The sequence below is a fragment of the Planococcus rifietoensis genome, assembly GCF_001465795.2.
Lineage (GTDB): Bacteria > Bacillota > Bacilli > Bacillales_A > Planococcaceae > Planococcus > Planococcus rifietoensis.
Map to the genome: position 1 here is coordinate 1726535 of NZ_CP013659.2, position 16666 is coordinate 1743200.

A 16666-nucleotide genomic window follows, 5' to 3' on the forward strand; every position below is an offset into this window, starting at 1 on the left:
TATTGAAATAAAGTCTAGAGAAAGTTCATTTCTTTTCTACCTTTTTATTCTGTATGACTTGTATCTATTTTATGCCGATTCAACCATTTGGGGTGTTGAAGCGCAGTTGTACTATCGGTTTATTTTTCAACTGGTTAAATGAGATATTTCTGACCTTTAATGTTCAATCGTTTTTTTATCTAAAATCCTCTCCTTTTCAAAAAACAAGAGCGCCATTGAAGGCACTCTTGTTTTTTATTTCAACAATTTTTCAGCTTCAAACAATCGGCCAATCACAAAACTTGCGCCGAACCTGTAAACTTCCCCTTTATTAAAGGTATGATTATCAAGCACTTGTGGATACAGTTTTTGCATGTCTGCGTTTCGATGTTCTAACCATACTACATGTGGATCATTGTACCGATTTGCTTTTCCATAGCGCAGTGACTCGGCAATATTGTGAAACTTCATAGCTACGGCATAATTTCTCTTTTCTGTTTGTGTTGAATTATGATAGAAAGCATATTCACGAGACAAAGCTTTCTCGGACAATTCTGTTCTCCCACCAGAACTGTTTGTTGCATCGAGATCTGTGCCTAAACTTGTATATAATCGATCGGCAAATTGTCTTGAAACAGGAAACATGCCTACATAGCCAGAACTTACATAAACGTCTTCAATCCATTTTATACTAGTCTTAAATGATGCCCCATTAACATTAATGGTTTTAACTTCACTTAAATTGGCAATTTTTTGCCCAGTATGAGGGTAAATGCATGCCATGGATTGCATTATTACAACTTGACTAATACGTTCATATTTTGATGGAGTCCAATCTGTAATAGCAATCCCATCAAATAAGACAGTTTGACTTACAGAAAAAACAGTTCCTAATCCATGATCAGGTAACCACTCGGTAGAAGTACTTACTCCAATCGGCTGAACTCTCAACGCAAATTCTTTATTACTTCCTTCTTCAAGCAACTTAAAACTCTCAGTCTCGATGAAACCTTTTTCGTAAATTTCGAATGTTCTCGCTGATAATTCAGAACGTTCTTCAAAAAATGACCATCCACGTGCAATGCCCCCAGCGGGTGGATGCATTGAATTTGCTCCAATAAACTCAAACTCAATGAGGTGTTCTTTATCTTCTAGACCATCTATAACTCTTAATCCTCGAGTCGATTGCAACTCTTCTGAAGGTACATTGTTAATGTGCGTAGAAAGTACTGAATGAAATACCCCGTCAATCGTTACGTTGAAATCTCCCCCACGGTCATCCGTGTAGTGCTTTACATCGATCCTGCTACCCTTGAAGCTTTTAACATATTTCGCTCCGATTTCGGTAGTGTAATAGGATGGGGGTGATAATTTATTCCAAGTTCCGATATATTCATCTGCATTTTCGTTTAAGTACCACTCGTCGTCTTCTTCAAGAGTAGAAACAGATCCGGAACTTAGTTTGATGTAATCGTCAGCAATATCTTTATATAAATAGTAAACCGCATATTTCTTTCCACCTAACGGAACTGCTACATCAAAACGCCGATCCGCTTTCTTTTTAACGAGTATCCCCGAAGTTATTTGATTATGCTCAAGAATTAAATCGTATAAACTACGCTGATTTAACTGGTTGTCTACTTTTTCGTTATAGGCTCTTAAATTAAATTCACCCATTCGTGCATCCAAGACCTCTGTGTCTTCTGTGAAAGCACCGACTCCTTCATCAACGCGCTGCTTCAATTCATCGACTTGCGGTACAATCGCCTGCTCAAATTGCTGCTGTTTTTCTTCCTGCTCAGTACGTAATTGCGAAACAGTTGTCACACTAATACCTGCATACTCAAGGTTATCCGTTGACGGCTTAATATAAATCTTCCCTTCATATTCACCGGAGGGGAATTTTCGGCGATAGTCCGGATTTGCGGCGTCAGTTGCAGTAAATTCGATTTGAAAATCGCCGTGCTGCAAGAGTTGGTTAATAGTAAGTCGAATTAATTGAACCGTTGAATCAAAGCTGGCTGTTCCTTCGTACATGATGCCTTTATCATTCCAGATAGCTACAGCGATATCTTTTCCTGTAAGGTCGACCGTCTTGCCTGAGTAGTCACGAGGATTGAATGCCAGTTGCGCATGTTCACCTTGCTTAAAAATACTGCCGCCTTCTACTAGGTCGAGGCGTGTATGGTTTGTCATGTTCATTCGCTTATCTCTCCTTCCCTCTTTACTCGATTACTCCACTTTTTGCGAAGCTATATGTTTTCTCGCCCTTTGAAGAAAGCATTTTACCATGACTCTCAATTGTTGCGGCAATCTCTTCATCAGGTGTTTCCGCATTAAACTCAAGGTAGGCTGTGCTCTTGAAATCCGAATCAGTTGCAGTATAAACGACCGTAAAGACAACTGCTTCTCGACTTCCTGCAGCAGAGCTATGTGTTTGGTGTTGGATGTCCGTTACTTCGTATTGCATTGGTCTTCCTCCTAACGAGTGCCGATTACTTGTATGCTGATTGGTACAATCGTTCCAGTAGAAGCGTAGGCGTAGTGTGGACTGATTCTGATGGTCAATGACGATAACTCGCCTTGTGTAAACGCTCTGCTGTCTTTTCGCTCGTATACATACCATTCCTTTGCTTCTGACTGCACGAAAACCCCGAGGACCTTTGTGATGCCGAGCGTTGTCGGATCTACAATAGGAACCGTGACCTCGATGAAGTCGCCTGGCGAGTAATTCCCGGTCGCGACAGGAATGTCGAGCCGGTGAGTGTAGTTCTTGCCAAAAGCATAGTCTAGGCTTTCCTTGTCGTGCATTTCCGGAAGCACACTGAATACGCTAAACAATGTCCGATCGTTTCCTCTTACGTAGCCATTATCAATAGTGATTTTGCTTGCGCCATCACCAGAAGAAAGAGCACCAGAGAAACTTCCTCCAGCGCCCTCTAAATCACCTTTGAACTTCAAGTTGCCATCCACATCAAAATATAAGACCTTGCTGAATGCTTCTGTAAGGCTCTTCCTCGCTTCGATACTGATGCCTTCAGTCGCATTAACTATCGTCCGCACTAATTCATCTGTGCGATCTACAACCAATCCTTCTTCAGGTGTAATCGAAACGCCATTGTATTGCTGCCCCATCATCAACCCGCCGATTTCGGATGCATCGGTCGGCGCCATCTTCTCCCATCGCTGTGTTTGTGTGTTGAAAGAGTGCGGTACTTCAGGTTTCAATTGCTGCTCAAGGCTTTTAGGCTTAATCCAAATTGTCTTAGTTTCTCCAAGGGGCGCCATTTCACTGCGAATCATTTTGACGCCATAGATGGCTTGGAGCTCACGAAACACCTTGCGGACTTCCTGTTCGCTCTGTTCACGGATTTCTCCGATGATGTAGCGCTTGGAAGCTGGATTGCTAATGCTGCGAATCACGCGAAGTACCCGGGCCCGCGCATAAATAGCCGGCTTCACGTCTTTGTTTTTTACATTGATGCGATCACCTAGCCGCACTTTCTTATGCGGAAACAAATGCTCAAGCGAAACAGCTTCGACATCGTATTCGAAAATAGAGGCGACCAGCTTGTTGAGCGCCTTTGTGCCATACTCCCGAAGCTCTTCGACAGTCATCTCTTGGTCATCGCTCTCCGGTTCATAGACAGCCGTTAGATGCGTACCTTGCCAGTTCCATTCTTGGAATGCTTCAGCGTGCGTAACAGTCGTGAAAAGCCTTGTACCGTCTTCCCTTTCAGGCGTTTGGCAGTAAAGCGATGTCACAACCGCGTGAGAGTCCACGAATTTACGGAAACCGACTAAGTCTTTTCCATATTCGACTGTAAGCGACCGGTCATCACCGACACGCTCCAGGAGATCCACAAAGCGACGTGTAATGTGGCCGCCTTTGGTCTGTGTCCGAATGCGAATTTCCAAGTTAAATGCTGTGCCGACCATTCCTAAATAATCGTAACCGCCGCGCGGCCGGCTCCTATCGATAGAGCGACTGCCTTGGAACTCGACTATGCCCGGCTCGAAGATGGTCCCCGTGGTGATGAGCTGCAGGTATTGAAAAGCCGTCAATGACTCATCCGCGTCAGGCTCGATAATCTTGAGCTTGTTTAAATCGATTTCAGCACCATTCGTCCGCACTTCACGATTCGGACCATCATCTTCAGAACTGTGCACAATAAATTCTTGCCAGCCGATATCTTCATGAGGAATGAGAACGCGAACGCGCCCCACAACCTTCTCAGCCAAAGGAATGTTGTTTGGCATAAAGAAATTGAAATAGTTTGTGCCATCTTCGGCATCCTGGACATGCTCGTCGCCCCAAAATCGTCGATTTCCTCGGTTATCTAAAGTGCCGAGATATCGTCCAGTATTCTGGTGAAAGAACAATATTTTCTTTGGTTTTTCCATTAGAAATTACGCTCCCTCAATACGACGTGCGATTGCGTGGAGTCCAGTTTGTCCGCTGGCTCGAATAGCAGATTGGATTGACCGGTCGGCACATCAAAGAAATCACCACCGAAATCCTCTTCGACTTCGACCGGCTCTCCGTTGATAAGTATCAGCCCCGTATCAAAATCCATTTCGATGACATCATCTTGTCGGGCGATGTACGGCACGCCTTCCGATGGAGGGTTAATGCGAACGACTTTGGCATGCAATGCATACATTTCAGTCACTTCGGTAGTTCCTGATTGCCCGAAATGAAGCTGCAACTGCGAAAAGTTGCGAGTAAACTTGTAATCGGCATCGATGTACATTACCGAAGCGCGAGCAGTATGGCGGCCGGTCACACTGTCGACCCGCGCCACATACCCGACCCATTTATTACCGATGCGGCCCATGCGCAGAACGCCTTCAAAGTCTCGCCACTCAATGCCTTTTTGACCAGCTGAGGACAGGATAAATTCTCCTGACGCATCGCCGAGACGAATTTCCACACGGTTCCCGTAAGCTCCGGCACCAATTCGTTTCATCGCCAGCTTGCCCACGAATTGCCCTTGATCGTCAAGCAAATACCACTCCAACCTGCCTCTCGCCTTAATGGATGGATTCTTGAAGGTAATCTTTACTTCCAGCAAGAAATCAACGAGAGGCTCGGACAAGCTCGTCTTTTCAGCCGGCCCGTGCCAGTCCTCTCCCTCGCCAAATGACACAGCGCGGAAGGAATAACCGTTGGCTTCAATCGATCCGCCTTTCAATCCTCCATCAACAAAAGCATCCGTCTCCGTCCAGCCAACCTTAAAGGCCATCGGGTTGTTCAGAATGATGGTTTCTGGATCCACTGCCACATCTGATTCGTCCAACTGGCGGCCGATGCGCTTGTAACCCTGGTCGTTGAAGATGTCCAGGTGCGTTATCGGCTCTTTTACCAAGACTTTCACATATGGCGGCGTTTCTTCTGCCCCCTTGTTGTAAAGGACGGCCATTCCATCTTTGATCGAATAAGTATCCGGTTCAGATAATTTAAACGGCCGTGGGCAAAGAAAACTCATGGTCGCTTTGTAGAATCCTTCTTTTTTGTAGCTCGGCGTCACCCCGGCATATAGGCCGTAATATGTACGATCGAGCTCGTCACCAAACTTGATGGGCACTTCTTCTTTCGTGTTCAGCAGTTTATTCAGATGTTCCATGACCTTCTGCAGCTCTTCTTTGGATTCTGCAGCAATCAGGATTTCTTGATTGATTTTCCGTGGAGGATACTCGATGTTCTGCACGTAACCGCCGTACTGGCCAGGCACTTGCAAAATTTCGATTGACCGGTCCAATAGCTCGCGGCCATCGTCCATTCCTGGAATAACGTATTCCGACAAATCAATTCCATTAAAAAAAATGGGGAACACAACTAAGTGCTCCCGCATTTCACGTGTGATCCACATTAATTTGTCCCCCTTCTTCTGCTGGTCGCATTCCGTTGATATGAATTGCGATCCATTTCATCTTTCATGTCGTCCGCTGTAGCGCGCGCAAATTCGCGCCCGTTGATATTAAACACAGTATCGCCTTGGTAGACTTCCACCGGTTCGATTTCAGCAGCGAAAGACTTACGCACAACTCCCATATCTGCTCTGTTGAGAGATGTGTCGAGCTGTGCAGAGGCGCGCATGTCAGCCATCGCCAATTGAGGACTAAAAGCATTGCTCAATCCGCTGGATAGCTCAGTCACGGCTCGGAACGCCTGTCCACTAGTCTTATTAATCCCTTGAACAATACCTGGTGCGAACCACTTAGCCACGTTTGCAAAGGCACGGGAAGGCGAGTGTGTATCGGTATCTTTCTTGAATCGACTGATCAAACTTGTTGCTAATCCACCGATAACTCCCAGCCCTTCAGAAATCTTAGATTTGATACCGGAAATTACGCCACCTACTAAATCAGCGCCAGCCGATACCATATCATCAACAAATTCAAGCACTTTGCCCGGCATTTTTGCAACAGCCTTGCCGACTTCTTGAACAGCATTGCTCATTTTCTCTTTGATTTTGTTTTTGATTTGCTCAAAGAGATCTGCCGCCTCTTGTTTCAGTTCGTTTATCTTTATCAGCGTTTTTACTTTGAGCTCTGCCCACTTGGCCAAAGCCTGATTCTTCAAAAGCAAGACTTTCCCAACGATCTTATTCGCTAGATCAACGAAATAGTCTGTTGCCTTTTGTTTCAATTCATTAATTGTAATCAACGCTTTGGTTTTCAGTTCAATCCACTTGGCTAACGCTTGGTTTTTCAAGAGCAGCATTTTCCCCACGACTTTATTAGCCATTTCTATGGTTTTTTGAACTGCCGCTTCTTTGATTTGATTGAAAATTTCTTTTACTTTTCCAAATATTGTTGATAGGACTGTGCCTATATAGCCCTTAACAGCATCCCAGATCCGCGAAATTGTTGATTTAATTAGTTCCATTTGGTCTGATACCGCTGTTTTCATACCCTCAAAGTCACCTTTTACAAGTGCTTTTAAGAAGGCAAGAACATTTGAAAAAGTTCCTTTAATATACTCCCACACCGCCGAGATAACTTCCTGTACTGCTGTCATGTATGCCTGAATAATCGTATAAACTGCTGGGAACTTCTCTTGGATCCATGCCATGATTTTATCTACTGCTGCTGTTACTAGTGCAGAGATAACAGTCCATGCGGTTTTTGTCCACGTTGAGATTTTGTCCCAGTTGGCGATAATTAATATTGCCAAGCCAATGATAATCGCAGAAATCCATCCTATCGGCCCTAGTGCGATCACCCATGCCGCTGCCATTCGTGCTGCATGGAAAAGAGCTTTCGTGCCCATAAGCAACCACTTGGCCGTCCACATAGTTGCAGTCCAAGTAAGTTTAGCGATGAGTTTGATCATTGATAGTGACAAGCCGCCAAATAATGCTTTCGCCAGTAAGATGACCGGGCTAAGAGCTATCAGGCCGCCCACTAAGACGAGAGCGCCTGCGGCTATCTTCCCGAACCATGGATGAGCCTCCATCATTTTGTTGGACCACGAAGTAAAGGAATTAACCATTTCTAATATTTTCTCGCCCGCAGGAGCTAACGCGACACCAAGATTTTTGATGAAAGTTACGATTTCGCCTATCGTTGATACTACGACCGGACCATTCGTCTTAATATAATCGATGAAGTTTTGGAAGCCTTGACTTTCGCTGAGTGCTGCCGACCATTTTTTAAAGCGTTCCATCATATCTTGCAGGCTACTCATCATATCTGCTGATGATGGTGCGAATGCCGCAAATGTATTGATGATGCCCTGAAACGCATCGCTGAAGATGGACCGAATCTTTGGCATGTTCTCGCTCACATAGTTCACAAACGATTGGAACTTCTCGCTTTCGCTTAGCCCATCCGCCCATTGCCGGAACGATTCGGACATTTTCAAAAAGCTGTTTTGCGTTTCGGTGGCCAGCGGACCAAAAGCCTCCATCATATTGAATAAGCCCATGACGAAGTTGCCGGCTGCTTGTGTGATGGTTTCGAGTGCTGGCCCTGCAAAGTCACCTAAGAAACTGAAGAAGTCTTTTACGTCTTGTGTCTCCAAGCTGCGATTAAATGAATCCATCAGATTGTTCACGGATGTTACAACATTCTCAATCATCGGACGAGCCAAACCGAATACGCCAGTAAGCCCTGTGAGCCCTCCACTAAACGCCGTTAAGACGCCAGGCTCCATGTCCTTCACTAACTTACGGAACGTCTCCTGGAAGTCGCGTAATGCAGAGTGCGCTTCTAACTGGGGGCCACTCATATCCTTGAAGATACGATTCATTTCTGCAAGATGCTCATTTGCTTTTTCAATATCACCGGCTGCTTTTGCATCGGCTATTTTCATTTCTAAATCGGTGATTTCACTCGCTTTGTCGAATACACCTTTGAGCGCTGGTATTGCAACTGTTGCAAATCCAGCCGCGCCAATACCCGCTGCGCCAAATGAAGTAGCAAGCGCAAAAGTTGATCCGAGTATCGTGCCGATCATTGGGCCGAGCTGCCCAATCAAGCCAATTGCCGAAGCGACGACAGGCACCGCCGCAGGACTCAGGAACATTAATCCTCCTCTGCCCATGACAGATGCGACTTCACCAATATTTCGTGAGAAATTCGCAATTTGCCCCATTACGTTTTTATAGTTACTAAATCCTGCACGAATTGGAATCACAATGCGCTTCTTGCCCAAGGCGAGTGCTTGAGCTCTCACTAGAGCTGCACCACGCATGAAGCCTTGAATCGCTGCTGTGATCGTTACTTCGCTGTCGCCTCTTTGAATCTCTTTTTTCTTAGCGTCGATCGCCGCTACTTTGGCTAGGAAGTTTCGGATATTAGCCGAAATTTGAACATCAACGCCGCTGGCCGTCTTGCGAATCTGAGCATCCACTTGCTTGAGCTTTTGCTGAAATTCGCGAATATTCGCCCCTATATCGGCTTGGAAACGTTCTTTCATGTGATTCCTCCTTTCTGGATTACTTTTGGTCGATATTTTTTCAGTGCCTTCATTGCTCTGCGGTGTAAGGTCGGGTCGAACGCTTTCTTCGTTTTCCCTTCATCGTTTAGAATCTCTTTGCGCACTTTGTCGCCATCGTACAGATCCTTGAGAGTAACCTTCTTCTTACTGTTCTGAGCTTTCGCTGTGAATAGAGCGTTTGCTGCGTGCAATTCGTACTTATCGATTTCACGCAGCCTAGCGCCCTTCACAAAGTTTTTGAATTCCCTAGGAGTCCAGGAAAAGATTAGATCGGCATCGTATACTCCAAGATACTGAGCCGCATCGATTAAGACTTGGTCGTAGTCTATGCCTTGATTTCCTTCTTCGCTTCCTGCATGAAGAGATACGACTTCTTGTTCATCTCTCTCTCCTCCTCGTTCTTGCCAAAGTCTTTCATGAGCTCGATATTTTTCCAGTATTTCTGAACTTTTTTCTTGAAAAAAGCCGATTCATCAATCGCCTCGTATGCTTCCTTGAATGCAGCCTCTGTGTCTCCGTCTTCTTCAAAGCGTTCCTCGAGCGCTACTTCGATTTCAGCAACTTTCGGCTTGTTTTTAGGATCATAGTCAAGTGCGCAATCCCAGAAAGCCACAAGCGCGTCATTGTCGAACTGCATCAATCCGTTGAAAACTGTATCGAAGCCGTTATCTGGATCAGAGTCCTCTTTCTTTTTCGAATACTTTTTGTCAGCCAATTTGCTGAATCTAAAATTGCATTTACCTTCGAAGTCTTTCCCGTCTACTTTAAGAAATGCCATGTTTCCTATTCCTCCTATGAAATTCAAAATTTGTGTAAAGAAAAAAGAGGCAGGTTATCCCGCCTCTCTGATTAAGCTCCTGTTGGTGCCTGTTCTTGCTCTGGGAACTCCCCAGTTGATGTGCCTGGCGCTTCAAATCCGTATGTCGCAAATTCGATTACCTCTACAGGCAATGGATCGATTTCTCCTTCAACGGAATTGCCCAAAACCTGCACTGTGGACGAAACTTCCACAAACCCATCCTGCGGCGCCGACTTCTCTACCGTTTCCACTAGAGCATAAGCAAATAGTGTATTATGCTTGCCATTTTCATTCAGATTCAAGTCCACTTCCCACAGCTTGACTTGTTTCTTTTGCCGAATGCCATTGATGATTGCTTTCTGGCCCGGGTCTGTTGTATCGCCATAGGCAGTAATATCAAATGACTCTGTCGTTTGGCCATATCCTAGAATGCGACCGAACTTTGTATTTTCATCGACTAATTCGTTTTCCATTGAGTGCGTATGTTCTGTGGAGTTACCAATTACATATCCACTTGCCGCAAGCTCTGCACTCGTTGATTGAACGAGCAAGATTGAATCTTTACCTTGTTGCATCAGCGTTCATCTCCTTTAAATGTTTTTGATCGTAAATGTAAAGCTCGCCAGTCCATGCTTAATCCGCGGATCAATGTCATCAATGACCTGAAGCGACGGATAACTCACCGAAAGTAATTTAAAAGGACCCTCGATTGAGAGCCCTTTACCGATTGCTTGCATGATGGTATTCAGCATTTCCTGCGCTTCTTTCTTCCCGGAATACGTGGACCAGGCGTGAATGACCACCGAGACTTCTTCTTTGAACGTATTCTTTGTGGCGAGTGGATCTGTGGTCGGGGCGCCAATCGTTATATATGGATGCACCAGCCCATCTTCTACAGCGTCATGAACGCCGGTTGCAATCGCCATAACCGCAGCATCAGTGGATAGGCGTTGAAATATCGCCTGTTGCAACGGCCATAAGCTCGTTTGAATCATTTGCCTAACCTCCTCATTTCTCTGCGGAAATAACGCTCTCCGGCGTCAACAGCTGGATTCCAGTAGGGTTGTGCAGGCATACCGGAAGTCGTCACCCATTTCCCGAGCTTTGGACTGAAATAAGACCAAGGAATCTTCTTAGCGCGACTGCCTCCGGGGCCTTCCGCATAGATGCCGGTACCATACTCCACGTAAATGGCGTATTCGGCCGTCACTCGGACAACCGCCTTTAACCCGCCATCAAAGATCTCCATCTCGATGGAATCTCGCAAGTTGCTGCTATCGACCGGGGCACGTGCTTTGGCTTCTGATTGGATGAGCTGAGCCGTTTCAACAACGATGCGCCGGACTTCTTCCAGAATCTGATCGCCAAACTCCGCGACAGCCGACTGCAATTTACGATTACCAATCTTAACGCGACCTCTAGCCATTCGGCACCAGCTTGAGCATGAGCTTCATGGTTTCTCTCTGGCCGCCTTGGTCCTGCGGCTTTGATACGAGCTCATATGTCTCGACGGTGCTGTCATAGCGAAAAAGGCATCGCATTTGCTCTTTTACATCGGTGCGATACGGATAGAATAGGTTGCGATCCAGCGTGTAATTCAGCTGCTGCGCTTGAAATAACTCTTGGCTGTTCGGCGTATCGAGGAAGCCATTGAAGTCTAGGACCGTTACCCAGTCCTCTTTGTAGCCGCCGCCGCCATCTGGAACCTTGCCGACTATCTGGAACTCGACATGGTGTGGAAATTCCTCATTCATCCCATTTCACCTTCCGATAAGGCGCCAGGTGACCTTTCAGTTCTTCCGGCACCGACGTATCGTAGGAATAAGAAACGGTCCCCATTGAACGGGATTTCAGCCCCGTTTTCATCGTGTTCCGTTCGATTGCCTTGGCCAGATAGATTTTCACGCCGCCCGGGATTCGCAACTTGCCTTCTGCCGTATAGCTGAATTGATTATTCGTGTGCGCCATTACTGATTCAAGAAACAACGGCAGCATCGTTTTGATGTATGCATCTTTGCTGGTGTCGCTTTCGGACATCTGCATGATCGCTTTGATTTCATTTACATCTTCTTGCTCGGGAATGAATTCGACTTCCATTCAGTCCACCTACTCTCCGAGGATTGCTTTTACGTAGTCCTCTTTAACCGCGTCAGATTTGTACTCTACACCTTTTGCGCCCAGGTAAGCCTTCAGGTCGTCGTTCTTCACTTTCTTGAGCTCAGCTTCAGTGAACGTCGAATAATTGGCTGCTTCTTCTGCTGCTACCGTTTCTTTCATTTCTGCTTGAGCTTCTTCTACTTTTGGCTCTACGGGTGTACGTGTGCGATCTGCACCTTTTGAATACTTTGCCACGTCGTCGTCCTCCTTCGATTCAATGTCTGCCGCGCGGGTTTTTCCTTTTAGGATTTCCACGTTTTGCGTATTGTCTTTCATTTCCGTGTTTTTGGTCTTCGCCTGTTCACGTCGCATTCGTTGAAATGTTGTTGCTCCCACTCTTCCTGCCTCCTCTCACGAATATAAAAAAGAGAGGCGAATCGCCCCTCCGAATCATCAACCGTTCGTAATCATTTTCACGATACGGATTTGTTTTCGATCGTATACGCGATTCCAGTTTGAGCCAGTCGCCAATTCAGCATTGCTTGGTGATTTACCTGCAACTTGTGCTGAAGTGAATGCAATGCCACGTGGGTGCAAGATGAAGTGTTTGCGGTTGATCAGGATGTCATCCCCAGCCAATTTATCGCGGTCTGTTTCTGTTTGAACATCAGATGGCGTGCCGTCAGCATATCCAAGAGCGCCTGGGCCGAAAAGGTAAGATGTGTACTGACCGCCAGAGACCGGAACACCATCGTCTACGATTACACGCTTGCCATCGAATGTAGCAAACTCTGTATTTGTAGCTGGGTCCACTTTGTACTCCAACAAACGCAAGATTTTCAAGTTAGAATAAACGCGAGAGTGAACGACGATAGCCGTTAGGCCGCCCTGGGCATCACCAAGAAGCTGAGAGCCTTCGATGATAGTCTTGCCATCAGCCTTCGCTTCCGTGTTTGTGCCGCCTTCTGTGAAGTCGATTTGGTTATTTGCCATAGAAGCAGATGAGAACACACCTCCCAAAGTCGCGATTGTTGCTGCTTGCATACGGCGTGTCCAGTAATCAGCTGCACGGTTACCGATTGCTGCCATTGGATCAGAGCCTGCAAGGTCTCCCGCCAAGTCGTTTGCCGCCCATGCTTTACCACGGAGCAATTTAACAGCCACATCTTGACCAGCGTCAATTTTGTCCGGCGTCAATGCGACGGTATCGGACAGAACTTCGTCGTCCCCGTCAAGATCATTCCAAAACGGCATATTCAGGGTGCGGCCGCCTCCGCTTGCCAATACCTGCAATTCGTCGTTTGTTGCGATAATACCGGACTGATAAAGAGCTGAGAGCTCCATTGTGCGATTGATTACGTATGGATTGAATACCTCAGGGACGATAACGTCCGAAATAAGTGTTTTTGCCATTGATTAATGTTCCTCCTTAGGCTTGTGCCTGTAATTTTTGTGCAAGTGTCGGATCTTCCCGCATCAGGCGACCTTGCTCAGTGAGATTGAATGAATCTTTCTTCCACGGGTTCTTCTGGCCGGATGGAACTTCACTGCCTGGCGGAACGTGCGGATTGCGGCCCTTGAGTCCTGCTGGCGTCTCTTCTTCGGCAAATAAATAAGCGTCACTCTCTTTGAGTGCGCTCAGTTGATCGTCGAGACCGAGAAGCTTGTCTCCATCCAGTTTGATTTGTTCAGCGTCCAGGAGCGCTTTGACAGCTCGTGGGTTCTTCGCCTTAGCTCCATGCAGCGCTTCGTTCAACTTAGCGTCGAGAGCTTGCTGCTGAAGCTTTTCCTGATACTTGGTATCTTTGTCAGCGTTCTCTTGTTTCAAACGGTCAATTTCATCAGAGAGGTCTTTGCTGTCCTTTGCCGTTTTCTTCAAGTCGTCCAGCTGCGTATCACGGTCTTTCAGTTGAGACTTCAGTTCCTTGTTATCCGCATTGACTGCATCAAACTTGTCTTTCGGGAACCAATTGCCATCACTGACGACTGCAATCTTTTTATCTCCAGCTTTTACAGACACCTGTTGATACAATTCTTCGCCAAGCAATTCTTTTAAATCCATTTCCATTCTCTCCTTTTGTTGATGTTTTTTGGCGTGTCACACCTCACGCAGAAAGGGTACGCTTCTTTTGGGTCTAGCCTTTAAAAAGACCGGATGCTCTTAAGCCCGAACCGGCAGATGATGGATCACCAAACCTTTCTCGAATTTGACTTATGGTAAAGCACAATCCATCACCTCCTCAAAGTATTTAAGCTGAAGCAAACTCCTTATACCATTCCTCATACGTCACAAAAGGAATGACCGTGCTCGGCGGCTGCAGCTCTTTCGTCGCCTTCTTGACAGCTTGCTTATACGTCATGCTCTCATCAGCCATATACTGCTCAATGCGGTCTGCAAGCTTCTGCTGATACTTGTCGTCCATGTAATCACGGCCCCTGCGATATTCCGGAAGCTTTCCGTTGATTTTGTAGATCACGACGCATCGGCAATTGATAGAGAGCGATGCAGCATCGACGCCGACCCATAAGCGAGGAGCCAGTGTGTAATTCGTCTTGTAATGAAAGACGCCGTTCTTGTCTGCATCCTGGCCATCGAGTTTCCGGTGGGATTTCCGCACCCGGGTATCAAGCGATGACGTCCACACCTTGGTCGCTTTGCTGTACGCGGATGCTTCTTCGAATACTTTCTCCCCAGCAATACTCCGGGCGCGTCCTGCCTCTGTCCTGGCGACTGTACGTGCTTTGTTGCTTGAGAAGCCGAGGACTCGCTCTAATCGCTTCGCCATCACCCAATAGCTTTCGCCGGCTTGAATGCCCTCAGCGAGCTCGATATTGATTTTGCGCACCGTCTCGTTTCGATGTTGCTGCAGAATCTTTGGCAAGGTGAGCTCAGCAATCGGATTCAGTAGCACTTCCTTGACCGTTGCTGGTGAAGGTAGGCTGAATCCTTGCGCGGCTGGTGGCTGCACTTGCGAAATCAGATAAGCTGAGAGCAAATACTTCTCCAGGTACTGCGTCTCCTGAAGGGCTCGCATATCCTTCACAATCTGCCGATAGTCATCCGTTAGCATCTGTGTGATCCGTGCCATTTCCTTGTCGAATCGATTGTATTTCACCATTTCAGTCGATGTGAGCTTGCCATCCTTCTCGTATTTCTCAAACATACGGGATAGTTGGTCCAAAATGGTCTTGAGGCGCCGGTTAAAGACTCGCTCTAAATCATCCTCAGCTTCCATCAGTTTTTTATCGAGTAGATCCTCGATGTCGAATTGGTTCATTGCTTCCTCACGCCCGTTCCTTTACAGGAAGGACACTGAATCTGTTTGGCGGTCGCTGGACTCGTTATCTTGCCGTCACCGTTACACTCCGGACAAGGAAACTCGTCATTGCCATTAGTTTGCTCTTGAGCGTTTGATGAACTGGCGCCGCCATTTGGTTCGTCGTCCTCGTTCAAGGGCGGCAATGATTCCCCGAAGCGTATCGCTTCTTCTTCCAGTCGCCGCATCTCCAGTTCGACATCTTTCACCCACGGATGGTTTTCGAGAATGGTTTCCTTGCTGGCAATACCCGCTGAATTCTGCCCCATCTCGATTTGCTCGGCCTCATTGGTGAGCATCGACTTATTGAAAGTGAACGTCAGGTCCTTATAGTCATGGTCCTTTTTCTCGGTGATGTTGATATATTCGACCAGGAACCACGCAAAGTGCTTGAGGCCCTTCGTGAACTTCCGTTCCATGACGCTCGCTTTCATGTCCAGCAGCTGGAACAACTGCCGAAGGGCGACCCCGGACGGCGCATTGCCGAACTTGTCCATGGAAACATCAGCGCCTTGGCCAAAGTAAAAAATATCCTTCGTGTAACGATCGAGCACACTGTCTACGGCTGTTACCGGCACTTCTGCCTGTTTGGTATCAACGCCGCCGTCTTTGTCCGTAGCAATCATCTTGAAGCGTTTTAGGTTCGTCATGAACTCTTTTAGGTTGGTGCCCTGATAGCCTTTGAGGATATAGATCAGCGATTGCATTTCATCCAGCGTATTCAGTGTGTCGGAAGTAATCAGGTCATAGGCATCAATGTAATTCTTATAGAACTTCAAATCACCGAGCCGTTCTTCGTTATTGATGAACTCAACGAACGGGACCTCTTCCCAGCCATAGCCTGTGCCGTTGTAATAAAAGTGAGGCGCCGGATTGACTTCTTCCGACACATCAAAGTAAATCTCGCCTTCGATAATCTCGAAATAGGTCACTTGCTGCTTATCCCAAAGCTCGACTTGCTAGTCTTATCATCAACGCTATACACGCGGATGGCATGCAGCAGGTTCTTCTGCTTAGACCGGTCATAGATTGGGATGACTTCCTCTTTCGGAATGCGGATATAATCAAACAGGCCATCAGCATCAATATATGGATGCAGCCATTCGCGCCCTTTGTTCGATACGTTCTTGATCAGTTCCGGAATCACGTCCTCAAATTCATCTGAGAGCATTTCCGTCACTTTCTCAAGCAGTTTCGCATCATCTGACTTGGAACCAATCGTGATGGGCTTGCCAGCCAAATAGCCGGTCTTCTGATCAACCAGGAGCTTGTGGAATCCTGAGGACAGTTTGTTGTTCTTGGCATCCCGGTCGGCTGTCTTCTGGTTGTTTTCGCCATATTTATAGATCACGCGGCTTTGAATGTCGGTTTCGCCCATGTAATAACGGACGCCTTCGTCATCCCCTTTAGTGGACTCGACATGCTTATCGACCATCTGTTTGACGATATCCTCCGTCAATGGCTTGCCCTCTTTAATGACTTCAATCAGTTCTTCTGTATGGGTTGGATCTCCTGGATACATGCATT

Annotated in this window: 17 protein-coding genes; all 17 read right to left on the reverse strand. The window is 46.6% G+C overall.

Annotated elements, in window-relative coordinates:
• Positions 1-234: 234 nt before the first annotated feature.
• The gene (locus tag AUC31_RS08565) at positions 235-2181 is read right to left on the reverse strand and encodes a hypothetical protein (protein ID WP_058380440.1); all 1947 of its coding nucleotides are present in this window, start codon (positions 2179-2181) and stop codon (positions 235-237) included.
• Positions 2182-2203: 22 nt separating this feature from the next.
• Complete coding sequence (locus tag AUC31_RS08570) at positions 2204-2449, reverse strand: hypothetical protein (protein WP_058380439.1); 246 nt, start codon at positions 2447-2449, stop codon at positions 2204-2206.
• Positions 2450-2460: 11 nt separating this feature from the next.
• A complete protein-coding gene (locus AUC31_RS08575; RefSeq protein ID WP_058383616.1) occupies positions 2461-4383 on the reverse strand; it encodes a phage tail spike protein in 1923 nt (640 codons plus the stop codon).
• Positions 4383-5852 carry a distal tail protein Dit gene (locus AUC31_RS08580; RefSeq protein ID WP_058383615.1) on the reverse strand — a complete coding sequence of 490 codons (1470 nt, stop codon included), beginning with the start codon at positions 5850-5852 and terminating at the stop codon, positions 4383-4385. The genes AUC31_RS08575 and AUC31_RS08580 overlap by 1 nt, the downstream gene beginning before the upstream one ends.
• Positions 5852-8905 carry a phage tail protein gene (locus AUC31_RS08585; RefSeq protein ID WP_058383614.1) on the reverse strand — a complete coding sequence of 1018 codons (3054 nt, stop codon included), beginning with the start codon at positions 8903-8905 and terminating at the stop codon, positions 5852-5854. Before AUC31_RS08585 ends, AUC31_RS08580 begins: the two co-directional genes overlap by 1 nt.
• A gap of 346 nt (positions 8906-9251) precedes the next feature.
• Entirely contained in the window at positions 9252-9704 is a 453-nt protein-coding gene (locus AUC31_RS08595; RefSeq protein WP_058383612.1) for a tail assembly chaperone, read from the reverse strand.
• 71 nt (positions 9705-9775) lie between these two features.
• Entirely contained in the window at positions 9776-10300 is a 525-nt protein-coding gene (locus tag AUC31_RS08600; RefSeq protein WP_058383611.1) for a phage major tail protein, TP901-1 family, read from the reverse strand.
• A gap of 15 nt (positions 10301-10315) precedes the next feature.
• On the reverse strand, positions 10316-10720 hold the full coding sequence (locus AUC31_RS08605) for a DUF3168 domain-containing protein (RefSeq protein WP_058383610.1): 405 nt from the start codon (positions 10718-10720) through the stop codon (positions 10316-10318).
• Positions 10717-11151, reverse strand: coding sequence for an HK97-gp10 family putative phage morphogenesis protein (locus AUC31_RS08610; RefSeq protein ID WP_058383609.1), 435 nt, complete (start codon positions 11149-11151; stop codon positions 10717-10719). Before AUC31_RS08610 ends, AUC31_RS08605 begins: the two co-directional genes overlap by 4 nt.
• Positions 11144-11479, reverse strand: a complete 336-nt coding sequence (locus AUC31_RS08615) for a phage head closure protein (RefSeq protein WP_058383608.1) — start codon at positions 11477-11479, stop codon at positions 11144-11146. Before AUC31_RS08615 ends, AUC31_RS08610 begins: the two co-directional genes overlap by 8 nt.
• The gene (locus AUC31_RS08620; RefSeq protein ID WP_058383607.1) at positions 11472-11822 is read right to left on the reverse strand and encodes a phage head-tail connector protein; all 351 of its coding nucleotides are present in this window, start codon (positions 11820-11822) and stop codon (positions 11472-11474) included. The genes AUC31_RS08615 and AUC31_RS08620 overlap by 8 nt, the downstream gene beginning before the upstream one ends.
• Positions 11823-11831: 9 nt before the next feature.
• Positions 11832-12218, reverse strand: coding sequence for a hypothetical protein (locus tag AUC31_RS08625; protein ID WP_058383606.1), 387 nt, complete (start codon positions 12216-12218; stop codon positions 11832-11834).
• Positions 12219-12275: 57 nt separating this feature from the next.
• Positions 12276-13235, reverse strand: coding sequence for a major capsid protein (locus AUC31_RS08630; RefSeq protein WP_058383605.1), 960 nt, complete (start codon positions 13233-13235; stop codon positions 12276-12278).
• A 16-nt stretch (positions 13236-13251) separates the two neighbouring features.
• Complete coding sequence (locus AUC31_RS08635; RefSeq protein WP_058383604.1) at positions 13252-13884, reverse strand: phage scaffolding protein; 633 nt, start codon at positions 13882-13884, stop codon at positions 13252-13254.
• 187 nt (positions 13885-14071) lie between these two features.
• The gene (locus tag AUC31_RS08640; protein WP_058383603.1) at positions 14072-15100 is read right to left on the reverse strand and encodes a phage minor head protein; all 1029 of its coding nucleotides are present in this window, start codon (positions 15098-15100) and stop codon (positions 14072-14074) included.
• A complete protein-coding gene (locus AUC31_RS18025; protein WP_058383602.1) occupies positions 15097-16071 on the reverse strand; it encodes a phage portal protein in 975 nt (324 codons plus the stop codon). The genes AUC31_RS08640 and AUC31_RS18025 overlap by 4 nt, the downstream gene beginning before the upstream one ends.
• Positions 16068-16661, reverse strand: coding sequence for a phage portal protein (locus tag AUC31_RS18030; RefSeq protein ID WP_058383601.1), 594 nt, complete (start codon positions 16659-16661; stop codon positions 16068-16070). Before AUC31_RS18030 ends, AUC31_RS18025 begins: the two co-directional genes overlap by 4 nt.
• Between the last annotated feature and the right edge of the window lie 5 nt (positions 16662-16666).

Excerpts from the sequence above, each read along its gene's own strand:
- AUC31_RS08565 (WP_058380440.1), bottom strand. The coding sequence starts at position 2,181 with ATGAACATGACAAACCATACACGCCTCGACCTAGTAGAAGGCGGCAGT.
- AUC31_RS08570 (WP_058380439.1), bottom strand. The coding sequence starts at position 2,449 with ATGCAATACGAAGTAACGGACATCCAACACCAAACACATAGCTCTGCT.
- AUC31_RS08575 (WP_058383616.1), bottom strand. The coding sequence starts at position 4,383 with ATGGAAAAACCAAAGAAAATATTGTTCTTTCACCAGAATACTGGACGA.
- AUC31_RS08580 (WP_058383615.1), bottom strand. The coding sequence starts at position 5,852 with ATGTGGATCACACGTGAAATGCGGGAGCACTTAGTTGTGTTCCCCATT.
- AUC31_RS08585 (WP_058383614.1), bottom strand. The coding sequence starts at position 8,905 with ATGAAAGAACGTTTCCAAGCCGATATAGGGGCGAATATTCGCGAATTT.
- AUC31_RS08595 (WP_058383612.1), bottom strand. The coding sequence starts at position 9,704 with ATGGCATTTCTTAAAGTAGACGGGAAAGACTTCGAAGGTAAATGCAAT.
- AUC31_RS08600 (WP_058383611.1), bottom strand. The coding sequence starts at position 10,300 with ATGCAACAAGGTAAAGATTCAATCTTGCTCGTTCAATCAACGAGTGCA.
- AUC31_RS08605 (WP_058383610.1), bottom strand. The coding sequence starts at position 10,720 with ATGATTCAAACGAGCTTATGGCCGTTGCAACAGGCGATATTTCAACGC.
- AUC31_RS08610 (WP_058383609.1), bottom strand. The coding sequence starts at position 11,151 with ATGGCTAGAGGTCGCGTTAAGATTGGTAATCGTAAATTGCAGTCGGCT.
- AUC31_RS08615 (WP_058383608.1), bottom strand. The coding sequence starts at position 11,479 with ATGAATGAGGAATTTCCACACCATGTCGAGTTCCAGATAGTCGGCAAG.
- AUC31_RS08620 (WP_058383607.1), bottom strand. The coding sequence starts at position 11,822 with ATGGAAGTCGAATTCATTCCCGAGCAAGAAGATGTAAATGAAATCAAA.
- AUC31_RS08630 (WP_058383605.1), bottom strand. The coding sequence starts at position 13,235 with ATGGCAAAAACACTTATTTCGGACGTTATCGTCCCTGAGGTATTCAAT.
- AUC31_RS08635 (WP_058383604.1), bottom strand. The coding sequence starts at position 13,884 with ATGGATTTAAAAGAATTGCTTGGCGAAGAATTGTATCAACAGGTGTCT.
- AUC31_RS08640 (WP_058383603.1), bottom strand. The coding sequence starts at position 15,100 with ATGAACCAATTCGACATCGAGGATCTACTCGATAAAAAACTGATGGAA.
- AUC31_RS18030 (WP_058383601.1), bottom strand. The coding sequence starts at position 16,661 with ATGTATCCAGGAGATCCAACCCATACAGAAGAACTGATTGAAGTCATT.